Raw genomic sequence first — 19,999 nt, forward strand, 5'->3', positions numbered from 1 at the left:
CGCTAGAGAGCTCGAGAATCGGCCGCTGACAGGATCGCTCCTGTGGCGGTCGATTTTCGTATCCGCTTCACTGAGAGCACCGACAGTGCGACGCTCACGATGCCGAGGGCCAGTAGCGCGAACGCAGCCGTTATCGCCGACTGCGCGCTTCCGCCGGAAAGAATCGAATACATCCCCTCTACCGCATACGTCAGCGGCAAGAACGGACTCACCGCCTGGAACGGCGCAGCAAGCGCCTCAATCGGATACACCCCACCGGTCGAAACCAACTGGATCGCCAACAAGAACAGCGAAATCACGAGCCCGCCCTTGCCCAGAGCCGCGATCAAGAAATAGTGAAAAGCAGCAAACGAGAGCGCCATCAAAAGCGCGAAGCCAGCCGTTGCCGGAGCGAGAGCCCAATCAACCCCCACCACCACATGAAGCAGCAGCACCAACAGCACCGCCTGAACGACAGTAATGATGGAGGCGCGAACTAGCGTTGCTGCCACAATCCGCCCGTCACGCGCCGTGGATGACAGCGAACGATACGACGGCAGGCTCAGCACCAAGAACACCGCAAGCGCTCCCAACCACAACCCCAAGGGGATGAAGAAGGTCGCAATCGCTTGCGCCGGTTCGGTTACTTCGTTGTCGGTGGTGACGGACAGCGTGATCGGCTCGGAAACAATATCCGCGTTCGACGTGGTGTCGGTCGTGTCTTCGGCGGTCGGAACGAGAGCTGCCCCCTCGCTCAACCCGGTCGCTAGTTCTCCGGCACCCGAAGCAAGCCCATCGGCTCCCTCGGCGAGCGCGCCAGATCCGGCCGAGAGTGCGGAGGCTCCCGAGGCGCTCTGGGAGATTCCATACTGGATGCCGCCAACGGCATCCGAGGTCTGCGTCGAGAGAGTCCCGCCGCTTGCCGCCGCGGTGTTGAGCCCGTCGACAACGGCCTGGAGCGTGCCCTTGAGTTGCGGATCGGTGAGTTGCGCTTGTATGGCCGGATTGATCGCCGCCAGAGTCGAGGCGAGCTGCGAAACGCTCGAGGTGTACTGGCTCACTCCGGTACTGAGCGACGAGAGGTTGCCCGCCCCATAGTTGAGATCAGCGAGACCCGCGGAGAGAGAATCGACACCCGTGGTGTAGGTGTCGAGGCCGCTAGAGAAGTCCTTCGCACCATCCGACAGTTCGGTTGCTCCGTCGGCAGCATCGGCGAGCGCTCCCCCGAGCTCACCAACGCTCGCGTAGATGCCATCGATGTATTGCGAGGTGATTGCCCGGCCGAAGGTATCGGTCATGGACTGGCCAACGACCTGTGCCACTGACCCGGTGAGGTAACTGTGCGAGTCATCGGTGTGGATCGAGATCTGCGCCTGCGTTGGCTCCTCGGTCGACAGCGACAGAATCGATTCCGAGAACTCCGCGGGCACCGTGAGGATCGCGTAAACGTTGCCTCGGTCGAGGGCTTCTTTAGCGTCCTCAGAGTTCGTAATAGTCCAGTCGAAACCAGCGGCACCGGTGAGTTCGGTCACCAATTGCCGTCCGGCGAAAACAATCTGTTCGTCGCCATCGGTCGTGGTCGTTGTTTGCAACTCGTCGTTGTTGACAAGAGCGACCGGGATGTTGTCGATCGCGTTGTCTCCGTCGCCTGCTGCCGCCACGAATAGCCCAGTGAAGGCCAGCGGCAGCAGGGCGACGGCGGTGAAGCCAATGATGGTGAGCCACCGGCTGCGGGGCGTTCTGGGAGTCTGTGAGGTGCTCATCGAAGGAGTCCTTCCGGTGCGAGCAAGTAGAGGTCGACGACGATCACGTTGCGGCCTCCACGGTCAATTGAGCTGGCGAGGGTAACCGGTCTGCCGGTTCCGAAGATGAGGGTGGTGCTCACCTCAGCAAGGCGCGTTACCGCGGTCAAGAACGCCGCTTCATCCTCTGCTTCCGCGAACTGATCGAAGCGATCGAAGAACACAATCTCCGTGCCTTCGGAGAGCCCCACGGCTGCAAGTGCCACTGAGCGTTCGAGTTGCGGGAGGGCGTTGACGTTGGTGGCGGTCGTGACGCGCACCGTGCGACGAGCGGTGACGTCGCCGAGAACATCATCAACGCGCGCGATCCAGTCGCGCACTTTCGCTGCGGTCTGTGGCGTTTGCTGCCAACGTTGCGTCATTTCGATTCGTTCGCGCAGCATCGCCCCGAGGGAGGCCTCGTCTTCGCTGTAGGGCGTTCCTGCAACCTCGGCGAGCGCGACTCGCTTATTCACGTGGTCGGCGTGCGAGGGCAGCGGGTAGCCAGCGACCTGCACCATGCCGGAGAGCGGCGGCAGGATGCCCGAAAGCGTTGCCCCCATGATGCGCCGGTCGTGACGGTCGCCTGAGGCGATGACGAGGGAGCCGCGCGGCACGGCTAGCGAAATGGGGCCGAGACGCTGGTGGTCGTCACCCGCGACGAGGTATTCAGCGCTCATGGCGAGTTCGGTTTGGGTAGATGCCCACTCCAGTTCGCGACGGTGTTCGCGCAGTTGTTCACCTTCAATGTCGACGTCAGGAAGGAGCTTGCTCAGCCAGCCCGGCAACCACCAGGCCGCGTTCCCGAATAAGGCCATGAGCGCAGGCACGAGAGTCATGCGTACAAGGAAGGCGTCGAACGCGATACCCACGGCAAGCCCGAGTGCGATGGGCTTGATGGTTCCGCTGCCTTCCGGCACGAAGGCGAAAAATACAAAGAACATGATGAGCGCAGCCGCCGTGACGACGCGGGCGCTGCTCGCGAAGCCATGACGCACCGATCCCATCGCATCACGGGTTTTCACGTATTCCTCGCGCATTCCCGAGACGAGGAAGACTTCGTAGTCCATCGCGAGCCCAAACAGAACCGCCATGAGCAGGATCGGCATGAAGCTCAGGATGGGGCCGGGGTTTTCGACGCCAATCACGTCGGCGAACCATCCCCACTGAAAGACGGCGACGACGACACCAAACGAGGCGACAACGGAGAGCAGGAATCCGGCAGCTGCCTTGAGCGGAACCAGCACCGAGCGGAACACCATCATGAGCAGCACCACCGAAAGACCGACCACGATCAGCCCAAACGGAACGAGCGCATTACTCAGGCGGTTGGAGATGTCGATGCCAATTGCTGTCGTTCCCGTGACAGAGCTTCGGATGTCATACGTGCGTTCCAGCTCGGGAGCAAGATCCCGAATGGTCTGCACGAGCGCTTTGGTTTCTGCGGAATCCGGCGAACTCGTGGGAGTCACCTGGATGATCGCCGTGTCGAGCCCCTCATCGGGGAAGCCCTGCGAAACGAAATCGACATCGTCAAGTTTCGCGAGGTCGGCCGCGATCGATTCGAGGTCATCCTGAATGTCGATGGTTTGAGTGATGTCAAGGGCAACAACCAGAGGTCCGTTGTAGCCCGGCCCGAAGCCGTCCGTCACGAGATCAAAAGCTTCACGCTGAGTGGAACCGGCTGGCTCAGAACCGCCATCGGGCAAACTCAGTTGCAGACTGGCGGCCGGAATCGCGAGGGTGCCGAGAATAGCAACGACGGCAATCGCCGCCAACCACCGGTATTTCGTGACGCCGCGCACCCAACGGGCGCCCATGCTCTTGCTTTCGTCGGCGGATGCCGTGAATCGACGCTGCGCTCGCGATCCGTCCTTAGGGATCATTCGTGCCCCCGCAAAACCCAGCAGCGCAGGCAGCAGAGTTGTGGCCACTCCCATGGCGATGAACACCGCAACTGCAGCGCCAATGCCCATGACGCTCAAGAAGGGGATGCCGACCACGAGAAGACCAAGCAACGCAATAATCACGGTGACGCCCGCGAACACGACCGCACTCCCGGCGGTGCCGACAGCCATCGCTGCGGACTCCTCGGGCTTCTCGCCGTGCGCAAGTTGGGCTCGGTGGCGCGAGACGATGAACAGGGCATAGTCGATCCCGACGGCAAGCCCGATCATGAGCGCCAAGAGAGGCGCAGAGCTCGACACCGTGGTGAACGCGGAGAGTGTCGTGATGAGGCCCATCACAATGCCAACACCGATGAGGGCGCTGAGCAGCGGCATCCCCGCCGCAAGCAGCGAACCAAAGGTGATGACGAGCACGAGCGCTGCGAAGACAACACCGACCACTTCGGTCACGGTGATACCGAAGGACGTGTCCTGGAACACGAGCCCGCCATATTCAACGCGCAGTCCGGCATCCTCTCCGATCCCAGCCGTGTCGACTAGAGCCTCAACGGTTGCCTCCGTGACGTCTGTAACCGGTCCGTCAAATTGCACCCGGATGATGGCCATGCTGTGGTCGTCCGAGATCGCTTTTCCGGCGTACTCATCGAAGGGACTTACCGCCGAATCAACGCCATCGATGCGATCGATTGCTGCCGTGATGCGTTCGATGACGTCTTCTGAGGTCTCGATGCGTGATCCGTCTTCAGCGACAATCACAGCCGTGGCGGATGCTCCGGCCACCGAGGGAAAGACAGCTTCCAGTCGGTCGAGCGCCACTTGCGATTCGGTTCCCGGAATCTCGAACGACTCTTCGGTTTGCCCGCCCAACGCGATTCCGCCGCCGAGGGTGCCGACCACAAGCAGGAACCACACCACGAGCACCCGCCACGGATGCCGATACGAGAATCGACCAAGTCGGTAGAGAAGAGTGGCCACGGGTGCTCCGGTTCTGGTGGACTGCGCTGGTGCGGTGAATACGACGAGGGGTGAGGCTCGACGCGAAGTCAGTGAGTTGGTGCGAACGAGTTAGTTGCTGCGAACAGGAGCGAGTAGTTCGCTCATGATCGCGATGAGGGCTTGACGAGTGTCGTCGTCAGATTCGAGGGGCAGCGAGAGATTCGCTGAGGTGCAGAGCAGGTAGGCAGAGCCGCCAAGCGCGATTCCGAAGCGCATGGCGTCGTGCGGGTTTGATGTGGTGGCGGCAAAGACTTGCGCGAGTCGGCGCACAATATCGTTCGCCCGGTCGAGCACGGGCACGCCAACAAGAGAGGGTCCCTGGTTGATAAACATGTGAACTTCTTGGCGACAGTCGAAGAGAAAGTCGACGAACTGGGCGAGAAAAGCTTCTCGCTCTTCTGGTTCCATCCCGCTCATCTCGAGGGTGGTGACGAGAGCATCAAGGCGCTCGATGGCCGGGGTTACGGCCGCTTCGAGGAGCGCTTCCTTGGAAGTGAAATGGTAGAGAACGCTCGATTTGGAGAGCCCCGCGAGTTCAGCGATACGATGGATCGACGTGCCGGTATAGCCGGCGATAGAGAACTCGGCGAGCGCGATGCGCTGAAGTTGTTCTTGACTGGACACCCGATGAGCCTAACTGACCGATCGGTCAGGAGTCGCATCCGGAGCGATTTGTCAGCGAAAATCCAGCACACCGCCGAACTTGTGTGCCGCCACTAACGCCGAGTAGCCGCCATCAGATTCACGCGCTAGCGTGGGATAACACCAACCCTCGGAGGAAAACATGCGCAAGTACCTGTTCAACGGCAGTCTCCTCAGTGCAGTCGCCGGCGGCTGGAGCATCTTTCAAACCACCAAGCAGGGTCCGCGTGACTGGCGCCTCATCCTCATGTGGATCAGCTGGGGAATCACTATCGCCATCGCTATCGGAACGATCGCCAAAGAAGCCAGCGACTCCTACGAGCTCGAAGACTAACGCCGCGATCAGGGCGCGTCACGGCTCCCCTAAGCCTGTGAGCGCTTGTCGCGATGCCGGGCTGCCGCCTCGACAACGCCACGGAACAAGCGGGCATCTTCTTTGGCATCCTCTTCTGGATGCCACTGCACAGCGACACAAAAGTCAACGCTCGGCAATTCGACCGCCTGGATCACGCCGTCGTCACCTCGCCCCGTGACGACGAGTCCGTCGGCAAGAGTGTCGATCGCTTGATGGTGGTACGACTTCACGGCCACCGTGTCATCGCCGCCCAAGAGCGCCGACAGCGTCGTGTCGGGTTCAACGGCAACGTCATTGACCAAGAAAACGCCTCCCCCAGCGCTGTAACGAGCGGAGCCGATCACATCGGGCAAATGCTGGATGATCGTGCCGCCTAAGGCGACGTTCAGGATTTGGGCACCACGGCAAATGCCGAGCAATGGCACGTTGTGTTCGATAGCGGCACGCACGAGCGCGTCTTCGAAAGCGTCGCGGTCTTTGCGGGGCACATCAGTCGTCGGATGCGCTTCCTGACCGTAGCGCGCCGGGTCTACGTCTTTGCCGCCCGTGAGAATCAGGCCGTCGAGCCCCTGCACGATTGAGGCAGCGATGTCGTCATCCACAGGCTGCGGAGGCAGCAGGACTGCGATGCCACCAGCATCCGTCACCGCTTCAAAGTAGATTTTCGGCAGGAAGGACGCGGGAAGATCCCAGACGCCGGTCTGAGCCTGCTCAAGGTACGACGTGAGACCAATAGTCGGTCGCGAACTGGTGCCCATGCGGCTCCTCCCCATCGACGAAATAGAACGTTTGTACCCAAAGGATATAGGGCGATCGCAATGAATTGTTGCTCCCTGAGTGTCGCTCTCAGGTTCGTCCCGTATTTTTGCTGACTTACTCGCCTGTCTAACCGCATCGAAGCGCTTTCGGCGAGTGTGCTGCAGTTCGCACCAATCAGGCTTGCGTTTGGCTCTAACCCACGTCTCACCAACGAGAGCGGCAAGCTTCGACACGATTGTGCCTTCCCCCGACGCAGCCCACCTTTCAGACCCCAACCAAGGAACGCTGTTGAAACGAACAATTACCATGCTCGCCGTAGGGGCGATACTCGTCGGCGGCACCGTTCCGGCAGCTCTCTTTCCCACCCAGGACGACGATGTGTTCGTTGCGGATGCCGCGACCCTCGCCGCTCCCCCTGCGTCCGCCACCGGCGAATCACCCCTCGACGATGTGCAAACGTTCGCTTCTCCTGCAACCGGTCTTCCAACTCCTGTCGTTCGCGACAGCTACGACGTCGAACAAGTTCAGCAGCAAGTCGTTGTCACAGCCGCTGGCCTTTCCGGCACCCTCGAACTGTTCCCCGCCAACGGCGAAATCAACGACGGTTTCGGATACCGCGGCGAGGGAGAATTTCACGGCGGCATCGACATCATGGCTGCCGAAGGATCCGACATCAGTGCGGCATCCCCCGGCACAGTCGAGAGCGTCACCTACGGAGGCGGCTGGGGCCGTCACGTCATCATCGATCACGGCAACGGAATCAAAACTCTCTACGCTCACATGATCGAAGGCTCAGAAGCAGTCGTCGCTGGCCAGTGGGTAGCCGCGGGAGCTCTCCTCGGATCGGTTGGCAACACCGGCTACTCAACGTTCCCGCACCTTCACTTCGAGGTCTACGTGTTTGACACTCGTGTCGACCCCTCACCATGGCTGCCCTAACCCCGACGCTCATTCGCGCCGGGGCAGGACTGCACTGATTACGTGAGTTCAGCATCCATTCGGCGACGCACGACGATGGCAGCGCCACCGAGCACGATCATGCTCAGCGGCAATAGCCACCAAGCACCCGCACTACCGCTACTGCCGGTGTAGGCAAGAGTGGGCAGTTGAGCGGTCACGACTTCCGGAGAGACGCAATCGTCGCTGCTCGGCACCTCGAATGCGAAAGCAGGCGGGTCACTCCAGTCAAATTCGAGACCGTTGGGCTCCACCACTTGCGCAGTCACCACCAGCGAACCGGATGCTGCTACCGGGTACGTTCCGGCCGCGATGCCGGCAGTACCATTCACCGTGAAGGTCACCAGGGCGGGGTCATAGCCTGCAGCCACACCGAGCGTGTAGCTCCCTGCCGCATCGCAGCTCGCTTGCGAGAACGTCACCGCCGGCATCACGAGACCCAAGGTCACGAGATCACACTCGGGACTGGATGGATCGAGCTGTGGATCGAGCACTCCGCTAAAGGTCATCGTGGTTGAAGCACCGGCTGCCAGGATTGCGGGGCCAGCGGCGGGGAACTCGGCGCCTTCGGTTGCAGTTGCCGTGACGCTATAGTCAGCCGGACCCTCGGGGTCGATAATCTCACCCCAAGTAGCGTTCACTACGGGGCCCAGAATCAGTCGCTGTGGTGCATCGCACGTTGCTTCTTCGAAGCTCACCGCAGCGGTTGCCACCATCGCACCACCCACTTCGGGGCAGCTATAACGCTCTTCTGCCGTCAACTCACGAGTCTCTTCAACTCTGCTCTCGTTGACCTTGATCGTGCCATAGAAGAATGAGCGCACGGTCGTGATCGTCGCGTAGCCGTCAGCGCTCACGCTGGGGCATATGACCTCGGTCGAACGTTCGACCACCATTGATGCACACAACGAACTGTCGTCACTGGCCACAATGAACGAAGGAGCCTCTGGGTCGAAGTCGCCAGTATCGTTCACGTCGGGCCCGAGATCACTCTCCTCAACGAGCACGGGTTGCGGGCCTTCCTGCAACACCCAACCACTGGGATGGCTATCGCTCGCCACGAACTGGCAGACGTAGACCTCAACGGGCGGAGGGTCGCAGGCACGTAATTCCTCAGCGGTGAGGGGCCGAGTGCTCTGTGTCTGGGTGAAATCCACCTGAGTGCTGCCGTAGAAGAGTTTTGTCGAAGTAGTGACATTCACGATTCCGCCGTACTGGTAGGTAGGGCACGTGACCTCTTCGTCGACGATTACTTCCGTGTGAGAGCAGAGGCTCGCATCGTTGCTAGCAACAACGAATGAGGGTTGGCGATCATTGAAACTACCCATGTCATTGACGTCATCGCCGAGCGCATTGATGCTCACATGAATGGGCTGTTTGCCTGATTTGAGTTGGTAGCCCGACGGCGAGTTATCGCTCGACACGAACTTGCACACCCAGACCTTCACGTTTTTCTGCGGGCGGGATTGCTGCTCGGGCTGCGTTGAGCGAGCAGCTGCTGCCACTGGCTCTGCAGCGGGAGGGATATCGACGGCTGCCGCCGATGGTTCGGGCGCTGGAGATTCTGGTGAAGCGTCACCAACGGGCTCAGCCGGGGGTGCAGGCACTGACGGTGGCTCGGGAGAGGCAGCAGGCGCCGGAGCTTCGGGCGCCTCCACCGGGGTATCGGTGATGGGTTCGGTCACCGTCGGGTCGTGGGCGGGTACTGCATCGTCAGCAAATGCGGGTGCGGATACGCCGAGAAGTGCACCGGTCATGAGCGTGATGCTGGCAACTGTCGCCAGCAGTTTCTTAATGAACATGTGTGGCAGCTTTCTGCAGGGGGAATGCGTTTCGACGCATCCGCACGCAACTGCAGAATCGTGGCCGCCATTGGCTCACGACAGGGAGTGCGAGCGCATTCACGGGGGTGAACTGCGCCGCTGGGGAGTGATTCGGGTACCACCTTCTTCGTCACCATCGGGGGTGACCGGAGCGGGCCGGTCTGGTGTGCCCAATAAAGTAGCACGACCCCCATTCGGTGGACAGTAGACATGTTTGTTGGCCAAAATTGTGCGAGACCACTCCCTCGTGAGAGCTAGTGCCTTCACAGCCGCGCGAAGCCCACTCGCTAGGCTGAGGTGACCGAGCGGAGCCTCTATGACCACCTCACGCACGATTGCGATCACCGGCGCCAACTCCGGAATCGGGCTCCGCGCCACAGCCCAACTCGCTGCGGCAGGGCACACCGTGCTTGCGCTCTGTCGCGATCAGGAACGTTCCAGTGCTGCGATCTCGGCGGCCACCGACAACGCCACGAATGTACGAGTCATTCAGACAGACCTCTCCAGTCCCGAATTGTGTTCATCGCGAGCAAAGGTCTCATCACGATGCCGTGGCTCCAGATTCGCTGTGACCAGCTCAATTCGGCAACCGGCTACAGCCCTACAAAGGCCTATTACCACTCCAAACTCGCGCAGGTGATGACGGCCGTAAGCCTCGCCGAACGCGTGCCGTCAAATGTCGGTGTCAGCTGCATCCGCGTTCCTGCGGTGAAGTTAGATAGCGCACGGTTTGCTGCGCAACCAGCGCTGATGCGCGCGCTTTACGCTCCCAAGAATGCCGCCGCTGCCACCCCCGAATCACTCGCCGCTACCTACGTGCGGGCAGCCACGAGTGCTGAAGCGCGGGATGCCGTCTATATCGACGAAAACGACCGCGCCGTTGCCGCCCCGCGAGCGGCCCGCGACAGCGCCGCACGTGACCGCCTATGGGCTCTGAGCGAGCACGCCGCCGGCGATGTCGAGTGGGCCTGGTAGGCAGCACCCGTGTGACGGATACCCGCGCGTACACCGCGTGTGTGGCGAACGGCGACTTAAACGAAAAACCCCATGATCGTAAGGATCACGGGGCTTCTCTTGCTGTGCACCCCCCCGGACTTGAACCGGGAACCCACTGATTAAGAGTCAGTTGCTCTGCCAATTGAGCTAGAGGTGCGTGGCTTGGTTTTCCCTCTCAGGGCAACCGAGGAACAACGTTACCATGAGTTAAAGCGACTAAGGAGCACAATGACCACTGAATCTTCTCGACTTGCCGCCGGCACCCCCGCACCGAGCTTCACACTGCCCGATCAGGACGGAAATTCGGTGTCGTTGAGCGACTTTTCTGGCAAGAAAGTGATTCTTTATTTTTATCCAGCAGCCATGACTCCCGGATGCACAAAGCAGGCTTGTGACTTCCGCGATCAACTCGGCTCGCTGCAGTCAGAGGGCTATGTCGTGCTGGGCGTTTCTCGCGATACTCCCGAGAAGCTCACGAAGTTTCGCGAGCAGGAAGCGCTCACTTTCCCCCTCCTCAGCGACCCCGACCACGCGGTGCACGAAGCGTATGGAGCCTGGGGCGAAAAGAACCTGTACGGCAAGCAGGTTGTTGGCGTCATCCGATCCACTTTTGTGATCGATGAGCAGGGAGTCATCACGCTCCCCCTCTACGCCGTGAAGGCGACCGGGCACGTAGCGTCGTTGCGCAAAAAGCTCGGACTCGACTAACCCTCCTGGCGGGTGGTTGCCGCAAGAACCGGCTTCGTGAAGAGCAGCACTAAGACCACGATTGCCGGAGTGAGCAGCAACCATCCAACGTCTTGCCGAGCAAATACCCCTTGGAAACTGCCGATCGCCACTGAGATCTGCAGCACCTGCCAGACGACGGCGGCGCCGCGAATCCAAGGTTGTTGACGCAGGGCATTGATACCAATTACGGCTACCCACACTGCCGCGATCGCGGTCAGAACAGTGAGAGCGATTGCACTCGGATACGACTGCGGAGTTTCAGCCCCCAGTTCGAAGACCAAATACCCCAGAGCAGCAAAGAGCAGGGCACTTTCGAGGAAGATCACTATCGCCAGCGCAATCAAATACGGATGATGACGCGACGTTTTCTCTTCTCGGACAAGTTCGTCTACCATTCGCTCCCCGTTAAATCGCTGAAAGACCATTGCTTTGCCTTTGACGATATGCGATTCTAGTTGAGGTTGATTTCTGGCTCCCAGTGTTGCGAGCGAGACCCACATAATTTCTCAAGCTCGACGCCGATCAGGGCGTAATTTTTTTGTGCGCTCGAGCATCGCAACACACTGTAAGGAGCAACAAATGGACTGGCGCGATAACGCTGCATGCCTCACCGCTGACCCGGAGCTATTCTTCCCGGTCGGAAACACCGGTCCGGCCGTTGACCAGATTGAAAAAGCAAAAGCCGTCTGCGGTCGCTGCTCGGTAACTGAAATGTGCCTCCAGTACGCACTTGAGACCAACCAAGACTCAGGCGTCTGGGGCGGACTCAGCGAAGACGAGCGTCGCGCTCTCAAGCGTCGCGCCGCACGCGCACGCCGCGCTTCCTAAGCACCTCTCGCCTGGGGCCGTGAGGCCTACCGACACGACTAACTCTGCAGGTCAAATTCTGCGCTATTTGTCGCGCCCCGGTGAGACAGCCACCACTCTCGAGTGAGCACCGCCCAAATCGACGTCTCTCTGCCCTACTTGACGCGAGTCAGCCAGGTTAGCGGGATGTCGATGGTCACTTCGGTGCCGCTGCCGACGATCGTGTGCCAGTCGATGGTTCCGCTGAGCTCTCCCTGAATGAGAGTGCGCACGATCTGGGTGCCAAGGCCTTCACCGACGCGTCCTTCGGCTAGTCCTACGCCGTTGTCGCGCACCTGCACCGTGAGTTTGTCTGCCGTGCGTCGCGCATCGATCTCGACGGTTCCGTCGGCCCGTCCGGCAAGTCCGTGCTCAACAGCGTTGGTGACGAGCTCGGTGAGCGCCAGCGCTAGTGGCGTTGCGTACTCGCTCGGCAGGGCGCCGAAGCTGCCCACGGATGTCGGGTGCACCGTCGTGTTGTGGCTCGATGCCACTTCGGCGATGAGCTTCAAGACGCGGTGGAACACCACGTCGAAGTCAACGTTTTGGTTGAGCCCCTCCGACAAGGTGTCGTGCACAACAGCGATCGCAGCGACGCGACGCATGGCTTGGCCGAGCGCTTCTCGCGCGACTTCGCTGTGGGTTCGGCGTGCCTGAATCCTCAGCAGCGATGCGACTGTCTGCAGGTTGTTCTTCACCCGGTGGTGAATTTCACGGATCGTCGCATCTTTGGTGATGAGTTCACGTTCTTGGTGGCGAACCTCTGTCACGTCGCGGCACAGCACGATGGCGCCAACGCGTTCTCCGCGGTCGCGAATCGGAATGGTGCGCAACGACACAGTCACACCGCGCGCTTCGATGTCGGTGCGCCACGGAGCACGACCGGTCACGACCAGGGGAAGCGACTCATCCACTTCTGGCTGGCCGGCGATCAGGGTGGTGGTGACTTCAGCGAGTGATTCCGCTTCAAGTTCTCCCGAGAAACCGATGCGGTTGAATGCAGACAGCGCGTTGGGACTTGCGAAGGTCACAAGACCATCAACATCCAGACGGATCAGACCATCGGATGCTCGTGGTGCGCCTCGACGCGGTGCCGCTGGTGCTCCCATGTCGGGAAAGTCACCGGCCGCGATCATGGCGAAAAGGTCATTCGCGCAGCCGTTGAAGGTGAGTTCTTGGCGTGATGGGGTGCGGGCATCGCCCAGATTCGTGTGCCGGGTAATGACGGCAATCGGCGTTGCTGTTGTCTCGTTGCCCGTGGCCGTGAGCCGACGCATCACGGGAACAGCGCGCACGCGTGTCGGAGTTTCTTCGTACCACGCGGGGGCAGCTGTATCGACGATGCGAGCAGTCTCGAAGGCCTCGGTGACCTGTGCGTGCCACTCCGGTTTGATCTTCTGTCCAACGAAGTCACGGTAGAACAATGTCGCCGAGCTGCTGGGGCGAGCGTGAGCGACGGCGACGAACTGGCCATCATCGCTGGGAACCCACAGCACGATATCCGCGAACGCTAGATCGGCGAGAAGCTGCCAGTCGCCGACAAGCATGTGCAGCCATTCGATATCCGCTTCGCTCGAATGGCCCTGCTCTTGGACTAGATCACTGAGAGTCGACACCTCTACAGGTTACCCGCGTGCCAGCATCCTCCTGAACATTGACCGCTGAGCAGCTGGCTCAATCTCGTCGGGCACGAGTCTCGACGTCACGAGATCGCGGATCGCAGCGCGCGCTGGCGATCGCGGTGCAGCATCCACAAGGGTCTTGCCGCTGAGCACGGCGCCATCGAATCCTGAGAGGTCGTGAGGCACCAGAATCGGATGCTCAATACCGCCGAATCGCGAAAGTGTTTGGGTGATTTGGCCGTGCGGGTTCATGCCGCTGGCACTCACTCGGATCTTGTTCATGACAACGCTCACGCTGCGGGTCGTTACTGTCTCGAGCAGATCGACATGGGCGCGCAAGAACCGCGACAATCCAACCGGATCTGCAGAGCCAACCGCAATGACATGATCCGCGGCTCGCACCGCCGTGACCGCGGCCGCATTGCGACGTGGGGCGAAAAGGTCACTCGTGATCTCTTCGTCGTTCTCCAAACTCGAACTCGTGTCGAGCACGGTGTAGTCGACCCACTGACGACACTGAGCGATAGTTGTACCTACGCGCTCCGAGGAGAGCTCGGGCCAGCGACTAGGGCGCCCGATGCCCGTGAGCACCCAAAAGCCGCCCAGAGGCGACTCATAGCGCTGCCCGATGCGCCCCAGCTCTTCGGTAGTGAGCGTTTCGGTGCCAGCCAAGCGGCACGCCGCCGCAAATCCGGGAGCCTCATCGAGCATGCCGAGCGCCGGTGCCACCGAAGCCCCGTGAGTGTCCACATCGGCGAGCGCCACACTGTAGCCGAGCGCAGCAAGTTCGGCGGCAACGGAAATGGCAATGGATGTTCGGCCAGGGGCACCGCCCGGACCCCACACCGCGATGACTTGCCCGAGCGCACTGCGCTCAGGAGCCGAAGTTTCTGAGCTCCACTGGGATCGCGAAAGAAGAGCATCGAGGCCCGCCCACCCCTCGGCCGCATCCACGATGTCGTACAGCCCTAAGTCGCTCGCGTAGCGCTGTTCACGCTCGCTACTGGCGATCGCGACGAGCCGCACGCCTGCCTGATCGCAGGAAGCAATGAGTCGATCCGTGAGGTAGCGGGCTTCCGCGGCGACAAGCGCGATATCGGCCTGAGCTCCGGCCACTCGCGATGCGAGCTCCGGGGCGCTCACCGCCCGCAACACAATCTCGTGGCCGTGATGGCCAGCATCAAAAGCGAATTGATCTTCAAGATTCACAGGCATCGCCAGAGCAAACGCTGTCATCTCAGCCCTCCGCAGGAAGATTCGCCGGGATGACCGACAGCACATCGTCGTTAGCCATCGCCTCGAGCACACGAGCAATACGCGAGCGCGGCACCAGCAACTCAATCGCACTCCCCTGCGCTGAGGACACGAGCGAATCATCCTCGACCAAACGAACCACGACTGCCCCCGAGATGATCACTCCAGGCGCTCCATAGCCGCCGTCCTCTGCCTCAGCGCTTGCCCAGACATCCACCGAGGCTCCCGTAGTCACGGACGCAGCCAACCCGCCCTGAGGAGACACCACGACAGAGGTCAACGAGAGCCCATCATGGCTTCCCAGAGAGGATGTCGGAACCAATTCCCCTGCCTCGATGGGCCTGGTCGCAATAAACCCTTCCGCCGGCAACTCACCCCGAGCGATGTACTGGTCCGTCGCTTCGTTGAGCTTGACGCTGCGAATCACCAGATCGGAACTCATGACTCGGTCGCCCGGCGTCAGCGACGACGCTGCGGCATACACCTCGGTGGAATCGTCTGACGCCGCAACAATCGCAACGACGCCCACCACCGACGCCACAACGAGCACAACGCCGATAGCTAATCGCGGGTCGAGAGCGAACGCTCGCGCACGCGCTTGGGATTGAGTTCTGCCGGAGCGGCGGCTCATAGCGCGCACTCCCCACGTCGGGTCTTGATCATGGCACCATGGTTCGTTACGGCCCTGTAGTGGCGCGATAGTTATCCACATCAACCCTATTCACAGCTTTATGCCCGCATAATCGATGCATGAACGCGATCAACCCAGCAGAGGGCCTCGGGAGATTTCTCACGCTGGCTGACACTGCCGAAGTGCTCAGCGTGTCTCCGCATGAAGTTCTTGAACTCGTGCGTTCCGGCGAACTGCCCGCAATCAAAGTGGGCAGCAAAGGTCAATGGCGCATCGAGAACTCGGTTCTCGAGTCATACATCGAAGCCCTCTATGAAGAGACTCGTCGCATGAGTCTCTGGAACCAGTCCGACATCGCCACGGTCACCGAGGTCAACTTCGGTGAGCAGCGCGCGCGCTAATAATCTCGGCGCCACTCGCCGAGTGAGAGCACACGCTACGGCCGAACGAGTACCACGCTCGTAAACGGCACCAAACGGTACTCCGAGACTGCGGCCTCCCGGCGCACTGCTCCACGCTCGTGCACCGCGACATCCACGTGGTCACGGCCGACGCGGTCAATCGTGCCGTGCACCTCGCCCGCGACCAACACCATTGATACAGCGCGCCGCCGCCGACACAAATCGCGAAGCACGTAGCTGAGGCTCAACCGCTGCGAGAGACTCGGATGCCCGTTGGAAGGCGTAGTCGCGAGGCTTGGCGTGATGTGAGCCGCCCCCATCGAGATGCCCGCCAGCGCTGCGAACGGAACGATGCACTGGCCTGGGCGGCCGCTGTCGTCAACGAGGTCAGCTGACATCCAATCGCGGCCGATGATGACGGGGCGCACCACGACGCGGGTGCCCGTGATCAACAGCACCGAAAGGGTTAGCGGCGACTCTGTGCTGCTGCGAGAGTGGAGTGCCATAATGCGGTCGCGGATGCTGAGCCGACCCAGCCGTAGACGTTCCTCTTCCGCGTCAATCTCGAGATCATCGGCGGTAATTTCGCGCTCGAGCTGGCTCTCGAGGTCGTCAAAGAGGTTGTCCCAGCGCATGGGTTGACGGTACTGACGGTGGCCTCCGGCTCCGAAATGTTATCCACAATTGAAAATTGGTCATAGACAACTGGTCTACTTCCTGCTTAAGTGTGGTCTACCCCCTTATGGGGGTAAACATCGCCGTCTTGACCTTTTACCCGGGAGATCATGAGTACCGAGCCACTTCCCGCCTCCTTACCGAGTGTGGAAATACCCCCACAGGCGCGCCAGCGCACTGGAACCCTTCCGTCGAAGGTCATCCGGCCCCGCTTCGTTCCCGACGAATTTTTTGGGCACCAGCCGACCCCAAGCGCCGAGCTACCTGACCCCGCTCCCCTCGTTGAGAACCTCACTCGTTGTGTGATCGAGGTTCTCGCCGGCGCGCGCGACCTGGAGCAAATCGCTCGCTGGGTCACTGATGACGTTTACCGTCACCTCCTTAAGCGCACCGTGCTTTCGGCTCGCGCCCGCCGCGCCAAAGGTCAGCCCGTTACTCGGCCCAGCTTCAGCATCGGCTCAATTCGACTCTGCGAACCTCGCGATGGCGCGATCGAAGCTGTGGTCATCGTCCGTGGTCGTGCCCGCACCCGCGCTGTCGCGGTGCGCCTTGAAGGCCTCGACAAGCGTTGGCGAGCGACCGCTATCAACGTGCTGTAGTTTCACACCCCTACAGCGCACACAAACGAACGCCCCACTCAACTTGAGTGGGGCGTTCGTTTGTTAAGAGCCGGCATTTAATTGCCCGCCTGAGTTCGTGCTACTTCTTGCGCTTCTCCTGCGCACGACGCTGCGAGCGGTTCAACGGCGCTTCGGGAGCAGCGCCCTCGGGACGCTGACCGAACGCGCCACGATCGTTGCTCTGGGGCTGAGCCTCCTGCTGAGGAGCAACCTTCGGCTGACGCTGCTGCGCCTGAGCCGTCGCCGCACGCTCAACCTGGCCGCGATCGTTGCGAACCTCAACCTCACCCGACGCATCGGCGCTTGGCGCCGAATAGCTGAGTTGAGTTGCCGGTGCTGCCGGTGCATCCAAACCGCGCGCCTGAACAGTCGTTGCTTCTCCGCCGCCATTGACTTCGACATCGAGGTTGAAGAGGAAACCAACAGTTTCTTCGCGGATCTGGCCCATCATGCTTTGGAAGAGAGCGAATCCTTCACGCTGGTACTCCACGAGCGGGTCACGCTGGGCCATAGCCCGCAGACCAATACCGTCTTTCAGGTAATCCATCTCGTAGAGGTGGTCGCGCCAGCGGCGATCGATAACACTCAGCACAACACGACGCTCGAGCTCACGCATGGCGGTCTCGCCCAGTTGCTGTTCGCGGCGCTCGTAAGCGATCACCGCATCCGAGTGAACTTCCTTGGAGACGAACGCGCTCGTCAGCTTGCCGCGCGCACTGCCCTCTGTGAGCACCTCGTCGACAGTGATGCCGACGGGGTACATCGTCTTGAGCTCGGCCCACAGCCCCTCGAAGTCCCACTCCTCGGAGTGTCCCTCAGCGGTGTGAACGTCAACAACCTCGGTTACGACGTCTCTCAAGAAACGCTGAACGCGATCCTTCAGGTCGTCTCCCTCGAGGATGTGGCGGCGGTCACTGTAAATTGCTTCACGCTGACGGTTGAGAACATCGTCGTACTTGAGAACGTTCTTGCGAATTTCAGCGTTACGGGATTCAACCTGCGACTGCGCGCTGCGAATGGCGCGGCTGACGACCTTGGATTCGATAGCGAGATCATCGGGAACCGACGAACGCCCCATGAGCGCCTCAGCGGCACCACTGTTGAACAAACGCATGAGGTCGTCTTGCAGCGACAGATAGAAGCGGCTCTCGCCCGGGTCACCCTGACGTCCGGAACGACCACGGAGCTGGTTGTCGATACGACGAGATTCGTGACGCTCAGTTCCCAGCACGTAAAGCCCACCGACATCGATGACCTTCTTGGCTTCCTTCTCCACTCCAGCCTTCACTTCAGCGAAGACATCGTCCCATGCAGCTTCATACTCGTCAGGAGTTTCCGACGGGTTGAGGCCACGAGCATTCATCTCGGCAACGGCCAGGAACTCAGCGTTTCCACCGAGCATGACGTCGGTTCCTCGACCAGCCATGTTGGTAGCAACGGTGACAGAACCAAGGCGACCCGCCTGAGCAACAATTGCTGCCTCACGAGCGTGGTTCTTGGCGTTCAGCACTTCGTGCTTGACGCCCTTCTTAGCAAGCATGCGCGAGAGCAGTTCGCTCTTTTCAACGCTCGTTGTACCCACGAGAACCGGCTGGCCGAGTTCGTGGCGCTTAGCGATGTCAGCAACTACCTGCTCAAACTTTGACTGCTCGTTCTTGTAGATCAGGTCGGACTGGTCGATGCGCTGCATCGGTCGGTTGGTGGGGATAGCGACCACGCCAAGCTTGTACGTCGACATGAACTCGGCTGCCTCAGTCTCGGCAGTACCGGTCATTCCCGACAGCTTGTTGTAGAGACGGAAGTAGTTCTGCAGAGTGACGGTCGCGAGAGTCTGGTTCTCGGCTTTAACCGCAACACCCTCCTTGGCCTCAATCGCCTGGTGAATACCTTCGTTGTAGCGACGACCCTGAAGAATACGGCCGGTGTGCTCATCAACAATCAGCACTTCGCCGTTCATCACGACGTAGTCCTTATCTTTCTTGAACAGCGCACGAGCCTTGATCGAGTTGTTCAGGAACGAAATCAGCGGGGTGTTGGCCGATTCGTACAGGTTGTCGATGCCGAGGTAGTCCTCAACCTTTTCGATACCGGGCTCAAGCACACCAACGGTGCGCTTCTTCTCGTCGACCTCGAAGTCAACCTCAGGAACGAGTTTCTTCGAGAGGTTCGCAAACTCGGTGAACCACCGGTTTGCCTCCCCCGACGACGGACCCGAGATGATGAGCGGGGTTCGCGCCTCGTCGATGAGAATCGAGTCGACCTCGTCAACGACAGCGAAATAGTGTCCGCGCTGAACCATGTCGCTCGCCTGCCACGCCATGTTGTCGCGCAGGTAGTCGAAGCCAAACTCGTTGTTGGTTCCATACGTGATGTCAGCCGCGTACTGTTCGCGACGCTCAGGAGGCGCTTGACCGGAGACGATACATCCGGTTGTCATGCCCAGGGCGCGGAAAACGCGACCCATAAGTTCAGATTGGTAGCTGGCCAAGTAGTCGTTGACCGTGATGACGTGCACCCCCTGCGCCGCAATGGCGTTGAGGTAGGCAGCGAGCGTTGCCACGAGCGTCTTGCCCTCACCGGTCTTCATCTCAGCGATGTTGCCCAAGTGCAGTGCTGCACCGCCCATGAGCTGAACGTCGAAGTGACGCATGCCCAGAGTGCGCTTTGCCGCCTCACGGACCGCAGCGAAAGCCTCAGGGAGCAGGTCGTCAAGCGACTCTCCACCGGCATAGCGTTCGCGCAGTTCAACAGTCTCGTTTTTCAACTCGTCATCAGTGAGGGTGTTGAAGTCATCCTCGAGATGGTTAACGGCCGCCGCGTAGCCTTTCAAGCGTCGAAGAAGTCGACCCTCACCTACGCGAAGAGCGCGTTCTAAAACATTCGCCACCGAATACTCCCATTCTTGTCGGACGGGTCCGACGCTGGCACTGCTCGACGAAGCGCAGTCTTTTAGACGCTTACGTCACGGTAACGCGGTGCGTGCAATCAGCGCACAGCCGCGTTACCGGTTCGTAATCGTATCAACT

19 protein-coding genes and 1 tRNA gene are annotated in these 19,999 nt (G+C 60.6%); 8 read left to right on the top strand and 12 right to left on the bottom strand.

The genetic code is table 11. The annotated features are described in order from the left end of the window. Window positions 1–2 precede the first annotated feature (2 nt). The 3 genes from I6E52_RS04355 to I6E52_RS04365 form a co-directional block, all read right to left on the bottom strand. Window positions 3–1,742 (bottom strand): YhgE/Pip family protein, encoded by a 1,740-nt coding sequence (locus I6E52_RS04355; protein ID WP_197155136.1) that lies wholly within the window; start codon window positions 1,740–1,742, stop codon window positions 3–5. Beyond that, a complete protein-coding gene (locus I6E52_RS04360; RefSeq protein ID WP_197155138.1) occupies window positions 1,739–4,642 on the bottom strand; it encodes an MMPL family transporter in 2,904 nt (967 codons plus the stop codon). Before I6E52_RS04360 ends, I6E52_RS04355 begins: the two co-directional genes overlap by 4 nt. Before the next feature lie 90 nt (window positions 4,643–4,732). After that, window positions 4,733–5,287 carry a TetR/AcrR family transcriptional regulator gene (locus I6E52_RS04365; protein WP_197155140.1) on the bottom strand — a complete coding sequence of 185 codons (555 nt, stop codon included), beginning with the start codon at window positions 5,285–5,287 and terminating at the stop codon, window positions 4,733–4,735. 160 nt (window positions 5,288–5,447) lie between these two features. On the opposite strand from I6E52_RS04365, the gene I6E52_RS04370 reads away from it, so the two are divergent. Further along, complete coding sequence (locus tag I6E52_RS04370; protein ID WP_197123787.1) at window positions 5,448–5,639, top strand: hypothetical protein; 192 nt, start codon at window positions 5,448–5,450, stop codon at window positions 5,637–5,639. 29 nt (window positions 5,640–5,668) lie between these two features. On the opposite strand, the gene I6E52_RS04375 is transcribed toward I6E52_RS04370, so the two are convergent. Continuing rightward, entirely contained in the window at window positions 5,669–6,418 is a 750-nt protein-coding gene (locus tag I6E52_RS04375) for a gamma-glutamyl-gamma-aminobutyrate hydrolase family protein (RefSeq protein WP_197155142.1), read from the bottom strand. 289 nt (window positions 6,419–6,707) lie between these two features. On the opposite strand from I6E52_RS04375, the gene I6E52_RS04380 reads away from it, so the two are divergent. Next, complete coding sequence (locus tag I6E52_RS04380) at window positions 6,708–7,358, top strand: M23 family metallopeptidase (protein ID WP_231601761.1); 651 nt, start codon at window positions 6,708–6,710, stop codon at window positions 7,356–7,358. 38 nt (window positions 7,359–7,396) lie between these two features. Here I6E52_RS04380 and I6E52_RS04385 read toward each other — a convergent pair whose 3' ends face one another. Then, the gene (locus tag I6E52_RS04385; protein WP_197155144.1) at window positions 7,397–9,178 is read right to left on the bottom strand and encodes a hypothetical protein; all 1,782 of its coding nucleotides are present in this window, start codon (window positions 9,176–9,178) and stop codon (window positions 7,397–7,399) included. A 337-nt stretch (window positions 9,179–9,515) separates the two neighbouring features. Between I6E52_RS04385 and I6E52_RS14510 the strand changes: the two genes are divergently transcribed. Then, a complete protein-coding gene (locus I6E52_RS14510; protein WP_197155147.1) occupies window positions 9,516–9,839 on the top strand; it encodes an SDR family NAD(P)-dependent oxidoreductase in 324 nt (107 codons plus the stop codon). Then, window positions 9,839–10,174, top strand: a complete 336-nt coding sequence (locus tag I6E52_RS04395) for a hypothetical protein (RefSeq protein WP_197155149.1) — start codon at window positions 9,839–9,841, stop codon at window positions 10,172–10,174. The genes I6E52_RS14510 and I6E52_RS04395 overlap by 1 nt, the downstream gene beginning before the upstream one ends. Window positions 10,175–10,279: 105 nt before the next feature. Here I6E52_RS04395 and I6E52_RS04400 read toward each other — a convergent pair. Then, window positions 10,280–10,352, bottom strand: a tRNA-Lys gene (locus I6E52_RS04400). A gap of 71 nt (window positions 10,353–10,423) precedes the next feature. Here I6E52_RS04400 and bcp point away from each other — a divergent pair. Continuing rightward, a complete protein-coding gene (bcp, locus tag I6E52_RS04405) occupies window positions 10,424–10,903 on the top strand; it encodes a thioredoxin-dependent thiol peroxidase (RefSeq protein ID WP_197123774.1) in 480 nt (159 codons plus the stop codon). On the opposite strand, the gene I6E52_RS04410 is transcribed toward bcp, so the two are convergent. Next, window positions 10,900–11,319 carry a hypothetical protein gene (locus tag I6E52_RS04410; protein WP_197155151.1) on the bottom strand — a complete coding sequence of 140 codons (420 nt, stop codon included), beginning with the start codon at window positions 11,317–11,319 and terminating at the stop codon, window positions 10,900–10,902. The genes bcp and I6E52_RS04410 overlap by 4 nt on opposite strands. Before the next feature lie 184 nt (window positions 11,320–11,503). Between I6E52_RS04410 and I6E52_RS04415 the strand changes: the two genes are divergently transcribed. Then, entirely contained in the window at window positions 11,504–11,752 is a 249-nt protein-coding gene (locus I6E52_RS04415; protein WP_009772809.1) for a WhiB family transcriptional regulator, read from the top strand. Between the two features lie 134 nt (window positions 11,753–11,886). Here the strand turns inward: I6E52_RS04415 and I6E52_RS04420 are convergent, their stop codons facing one another. Genes I6E52_RS04420 through I6E52_RS04430 form a run of 3 tightly spaced genes read right to left on the bottom strand, consistent with a single transcriptional unit; the run spans window position 11,887 to window position 15,277 of the window. Continuing rightward, window positions 11,887–13,386 (bottom strand): sensor histidine kinase, encoded by a 1,500-nt coding sequence (locus I6E52_RS04420; protein ID WP_197123770.1) that lies wholly within the window; start codon window positions 13,384–13,386, stop codon window positions 11,887–11,889. 9 nt (window positions 13,387–13,395) lie between these two features. Next, window positions 13,396–14,628: a regulator gene (locus I6E52_RS04425; protein ID WP_197155153.1), complete on the bottom strand. Its 1,233-nt coding sequence runs from the start codon at window positions 14,626–14,628 to the stop codon at window positions 13,396–13,398. Between the two features lies 1 nt (window position 14,629). Further along, window positions 14,630–15,277, bottom strand: coding sequence for an SAF domain-containing protein (locus I6E52_RS04430; RefSeq protein WP_231601763.1), 648 nt, complete (start codon window positions 15,275–15,277; stop codon window positions 14,630–14,632). Window positions 15,278–15,396: 119 nt separating this feature from the next. Between I6E52_RS04430 and I6E52_RS04435 the strand changes: the two genes are divergently transcribed. Next, complete coding sequence (locus I6E52_RS04435) at window positions 15,397–15,678, top strand: helix-turn-helix domain-containing protein (protein ID WP_197123765.1); 282 nt, start codon at window positions 15,397–15,399, stop codon at window positions 15,676–15,678. 35 nt (window positions 15,679–15,713) lie between these two features. Here the strand turns inward: I6E52_RS04435 and I6E52_RS04440 are convergent, their stop codons facing one another. Beyond that, on the bottom strand, window positions 15,714–16,313 hold the full coding sequence (locus I6E52_RS04440; protein ID WP_197155158.1) for a hypothetical protein: 600 nt from the start codon (window positions 16,311–16,313) through the stop codon (window positions 15,714–15,716). Between the two features lie 150 nt (window positions 16,314–16,463). Here I6E52_RS04440 and I6E52_RS04445 point away from each other — a divergent pair, with 150 nt between their 5' ends. After that, the gene (locus tag I6E52_RS04445; protein WP_197123761.1) at window positions 16,464–16,952 is read left to right on the top strand and encodes an Rv3235 family protein; all 489 of its coding nucleotides are present in this window, start codon (window positions 16,464–16,466) and stop codon (window positions 16,950–16,952) included. 100 nt (window positions 16,953–17,052) lie between these two features. Here the strand turns inward: I6E52_RS04445 and secA are convergent, their stop codons facing one another. Then, the gene (gene secA, locus I6E52_RS04450; RefSeq protein WP_197155168.1) at window positions 17,053–19,860 is read right to left on the bottom strand and encodes a preprotein translocase subunit SecA; all 2,808 of its coding nucleotides are present in this window, start codon (window positions 19,858–19,860) and stop codon (window positions 17,053–17,055) included. Between the last annotated feature and the right edge of the window lie 139 nt (window positions 19,861–19,999).

Source organism: Salinibacterium sp. NG253 (genome assembly GCF_015864945.1).
Taxonomy (GTDB): Bacteria; Actinomycetota; Actinomycetes; order Actinomycetales; family Microbacteriaceae; genus Rhodoglobus.

Excerpts from the sequence above, each read along its gene's own strand:
- I6E52_RS04355 (WP_197155136.1), bottom strand. The coding sequence starts at position 1,742 with ATGAGCACCTCACAGACTCCCAGAACGCCCCGCAGCCGGTGGCTCACC.
- I6E52_RS04370 (WP_197123787.1), top strand. The coding sequence starts at position 5,448 with ATGCGCAAGTACCTGTTCAACGGCAGTCTCCTCAGTGCAGTCGCCGGC.
- I6E52_RS04375 (WP_197155142.1), bottom strand. The coding sequence starts at position 6,418 with ATGGGCACCAGTTCGCGACCGACTATTGGTCTCACGTCGTACCTTGAG.
- I6E52_RS04385 (WP_197155144.1), bottom strand. The coding sequence starts at position 9,178 with ATGTTCATTAAGAAACTGCTGGCGACAGTTGCCAGCATCACGCTCATG.
- I6E52_RS14510 (WP_197155147.1), top strand. The coding sequence starts at position 9,516 with ATGACCACCTCACGCACGATTGCGATCACCGGCGCCAACTCCGGAATC.
- I6E52_RS04395 (WP_197155149.1), top strand. The coding sequence starts at position 9,839 with ATGACGGCCGTAAGCCTCGCCGAACGCGTGCCGTCAAATGTCGGTGTC.
- bcp (WP_197123774.1), top strand. The coding sequence starts at position 10,424 with ATGACCACTGAATCTTCTCGACTTGCCGCCGGCACCCCCGCACCGAGC.
- I6E52_RS04410 (WP_197155151.1), bottom strand. The coding sequence starts at position 11,319 with ATGGTAGACGAACTTGTCCGAGAAGAGAAAACGTCGCGTCATCATCCG.
- I6E52_RS04415 (WP_009772809.1), top strand. The coding sequence starts at position 11,504 with ATGGACTGGCGCGATAACGCTGCATGCCTCACCGCTGACCCGGAGCTA.
- I6E52_RS04425 (WP_197155153.1), bottom strand. The coding sequence starts at position 14,628 with ATGACAGCGTTTGCTCTGGCGATGCCTGTGAATCTTGAAGATCAATTC.
- I6E52_RS04430 (WP_231601763.1), bottom strand. The coding sequence starts at position 15,277 with ATGAGCCGCCGCTCCGGCAGAACTCAATCCCAAGCGCGTGCGCGAGCG.
- I6E52_RS04435 (WP_197123765.1), top strand. The coding sequence starts at position 15,397 with ATGAACGCGATCAACCCAGCAGAGGGCCTCGGGAGATTTCTCACGCTG.
- I6E52_RS04440 (WP_197155158.1), bottom strand. The coding sequence starts at position 16,313 with ATGCGCTGGGACAACCTCTTTGACGACCTCGAGAGCCAGCTCGAGCGC.
- I6E52_RS04445 (WP_197123761.1), top strand. The coding sequence starts at position 16,464 with ATGAGTACCGAGCCACTTCCCGCCTCCTTACCGAGTGTGGAAATACCC.